Origin of the sequence: Bacillus sp. BML-BC051, assembly GCF_019656175.1 — a bacterium.
Taxonomy (GTDB): Bacteria; Bacillota; Bacilli; order Bacillales; family Bacillaceae_G; genus Bacillus_A; species Bacillus_A mobilis.
Genome location: NZ_BPLI01000139.1, coordinates 1 through 2620, shown reverse-complemented (window position 1 = coordinate 2620; position 2620 = coordinate 1). Strand labels below are relative to the sequence as shown.

The window sequence follows — 2620 nt, the reverse complement described above, 5'->3', positions numbered from 1 at the left end:
TTTATTTATTTTTATTTTATATATTGCATAAAAATGAAAGTGCTGATACAATACAAACATCGAATAAATATTCTATTAAACTTTTAAATATACATTATTAGGGGGAAGAAAGATGAAGAAGTTATTATCAATATCGTTTGCACTTATTTTAATTGTAAGTATGTTCAGCGCTTGTAGTAATGGGAAAGAAAAGGCTAGTGGAAAAAATAAAAAAGTACTGGTTATGGGGACTTCAGCAGATTATAAACCATATGAATACGTGGAAGCTTCAAAAAGTGATGAAATTATCGGCTTTGATGTTGATGTTGCTAAATATATCGGAAAAGAACTTGGTTATGAAGTGAAAGTGAAAGATATGGATTTTGGTGGTTTATTAGCATCTCTTAGCTCAGGAAAAGTTGATTTCGTAATGGCAGGTATGACGCCAACGGCAGAGCGTAAAAATAATGTTGATTTCACAGATATTTATTTTGTTGCGAAAAACATGGTCGTTTCTAAAAAGGATTCTAACATTCAATCTGTAGAGGATTTAAAAGGGAAAAAAGTAGGGGTACAAACAGGATCTATTCAAGAAGAAAAAGCAGCAGAATTTAAAAAAGAAGTAGATTTCAAAGTTGAGGGACGTGACCGTATACCAGAAATCGTACAAGAAATTAAAGCTGGTCGTTTTGACGCTGCAATTATAGAAGATACAGTTGCTAAAAATTATTTAGGAAAAATGAAAGAATTACAAGGAATTGAAATTAAAGAAGCACCAGAAGAAGTAGGAGCAGCAATTGCCCTTCCGAAAAACAGTGATAAAACAGCTGAATTTAATAAAGTAATTAAAAAAATGCAAGAAAATGGAGAAATGGATAAATTAGTGAAGAAATGGTTCGGCAGCGAAAAATAAGCTGCCTTTCACTTTTCTGTGAGGGGAATGAACAGAATGAACTTAGATTTTTCGGCGATTACGCCTTCGATACCATATATACTAAAAGGCCTAGAAGTTACTTTGAAAATTGTAGCAGTATCAGCGTTAGTTGGGTTTATTTTAGGAACGTTATTAGCGCTTTGCAAAATTGCTAGAATACGAGCATTAAATATAGCGGCAGATTTTTATACATCAATTTTCCGTGGTACACCACTTGTATTGCAATTAATGATTATTTATTTCGGTGTCCCGCAAATAATTGGTTATGAAATACCAGCCTTCGTAGCAGCTGTATTAGCATTTAGCTTAAATTCAGGTGCATATATGTCAGAGGTAATTCGTGCCGGCATTCAAGCGGTTGATAATGGACAAACAGAAGCAGCGATGGCTTTAGGGATTCCTTACGGAAAAATGATGCGAAATATTATTTTCCCTCAAGCATTAAAAAATATATTACCAGCGCTTGTGAACGAGTTTGCGACACTTACGAAAGAATCGGCTGTAGTAACAGTAATAGGAGCGACCGATTTAATGCGCCGTGCTTATATTGTAGGCGGTGAGACGTTTAAATATCTTGAACCATTACTTTTTGTTGGACTAATTTATTATATGCTAGTCATTATTCTTACATTAGTCGGGAAGGCAATTGAAGGGAGAATGAAGAAAAGTGATTAAAATTGAAAACCTTCATAAATCATTTGGAAAAAACGAAGTATTAAAAGGAATTACAACAACGATTGAAAAAGGGGAAGTAGTAGCAATTATTGGACCGTCTGGATCAGGGAAATCAACATTTTTACGTTGTATGAATGTGCTAGAAGCACCGACAAATGGTCACATTTGGATTGGAACGGAAGAAGTAACGAATCCAAAAACGAATATTATGCACGTTCGTGAAAATGTCGGAATGGTATTTCAGCATTTTCACCTATTTCCTCATATGACTGTATTAGAAAATATTACGTATGCTCCTATCAATGTAAAAGGAGTAACGAAACAGGAAGCTGAAAAGAAAGCCGAGAAACTTTTAGAAAAGGTCGGTTTATTAGATAAAAAAGATACGTATCCAAACCGTCTTTCGGGAGGGCAAAAGCAACGTGTAGCAATTGCGAGAGCGTTAGCGATGGAACCAGAAGTTATGTTATTTGATGAACCAACATCAGCGCTAGATCCAGAGATGGTAAAAGAAGTGTTAGAAGTTATGAAATCATTAGTTACGACAGGAATGACAATGGCGATTGTTACACATGAAATGGGATTCGCAAAAGAAGTAGCAGATCGTGTTCTCTTTTTAGATGGTGGAAAGCTTGTAGAAGATAGTGCGCCAGCAGAATTTTTTGCATCACCGAAAAGTGAACGTGCGCAACAATTTTTACAAAAAATATTGTAATATGTAGCGGTTACGTGAATAATAAGTAGAAAAGGATGACATTGTGTCATCCTTTTTTTATACTAAATTTAAATACGTTTATACATATAGGAGCAGTGCTATGTTCAAAATTGGATACCGTACAGTAAAAACAGCAATAGGGACAGGCGCAGCAGTTTTTATTGCTCAGTTATTAGGATTAGAATTTTATAGCTCAGCGGGCATTTTAGTTATATTATGTGTACAAAATACGAAACGTAAATCACTTCAAGTATCGTTACATCGTTTTTTAGCTTGTGTATTATCAATGGTATTCGCTTTTTGTATTTTTGAAACAG

General features: G+C 34.5%; 4 protein-coding genes. All 4 read left to right on the top strand.

Going from position 1 to position 2620, the window contains the following annotated elements; genetic code table 11:
• Nucleotides 1-112: 112 nt before the first annotated feature.
• Nucleotides 113-892, top strand: coding sequence for a transporter substrate-binding domain-containing protein (locus tag K5S59_RS29620; RefSeq protein ID WP_000735481.1), 780 nt, complete (start codon nt 113-115; stop codon nt 890-892).
• Between the two features lie 36 nt (nt 893-928).
• On the top strand, nt 929-1588 hold the full coding sequence (locus tag K5S59_RS29615) for an amino acid ABC transporter permease (protein WP_001046924.1): 660 nt from the start codon (nt 929-931) through the stop codon (nt 1586-1588).
• Nucleotides 1581-2303: an amino acid ABC transporter ATP-binding protein gene (locus K5S59_RS29610; protein ID WP_000590219.1), complete on the top strand. Its 723-nt coding sequence runs from the start codon at nt 1581-1583 to the stop codon at nt 2301-2303. The genes K5S59_RS29615 and K5S59_RS29610 overlap by 8 nt, the downstream gene beginning before the upstream one ends.
• Nucleotides 2304-2403: 100 nt before the next feature.
• Nucleotides 2404-2620 (top strand): aromatic acid exporter family protein (locus K5S59_RS29605; protein WP_236078368.1); only part of this gene is annotated, 217 nt, incomplete at its 3' end.

Excerpts from the sequence above, each read along its gene's own strand:
- K5S59_RS29620 (WP_000735481.1), top strand. The coding sequence starts at position 113 with ATGAAGAAGTTATTATCAATATCGTTTGCACTTATTTTAATTGTAAGT.
- K5S59_RS29615 (WP_001046924.1), top strand. The coding sequence starts at position 929 with ATGAACTTAGATTTTTCGGCGATTACGCCTTCGATACCATATATACTA.